Below are 235 nucleotides of genomic sequence, written 5' to 3'. Positions count from 1 at the left end.
ATTGAGCATTCCGCCAATGGGTCTATCTTCACAGGGATATAACGGCCATATTTTCTGGGATACCGAATTATGGATGTACCCTGTCCTGCTTGCTATGCAGCCTGAAATGGCAAAATCATGTTTGGACTACAGAACCGACAGACTTGAAAAAGCGAAACAAAAAGCATATATCTACGGCTACAAAGGGGCAATGTACCCGTGGGAATCCGATGATACCGGAGAAGAAGCCACACCG

1 pseudogene is annotated in these 235 nt (G+C 46.0%); it reads left to right on the top strand.

The annotated features are described in order from the left end of the window. Position 1: 1 nt before the first annotated feature. A pseudogene (locus SB764_RS44690) lies at positions 2-235 on the top strand (glycoside hydrolase family 65 protein); the annotation flags it as partial.

Origin of the sequence: Paraburkholderia sp. SIMBA_027, assembly GCF_046535315.1 — a bacterium.
Taxonomy (GTDB): Bacteria; Pseudomonadota; Gammaproteobacteria; order Burkholderiales; family Burkholderiaceae; genus Paraburkholderia; species Paraburkholderia tropica.
Note: the sequence above shows the minus strand (reverse complement) of the source record. Positions and strands in the feature narration are given on the sequence as shown.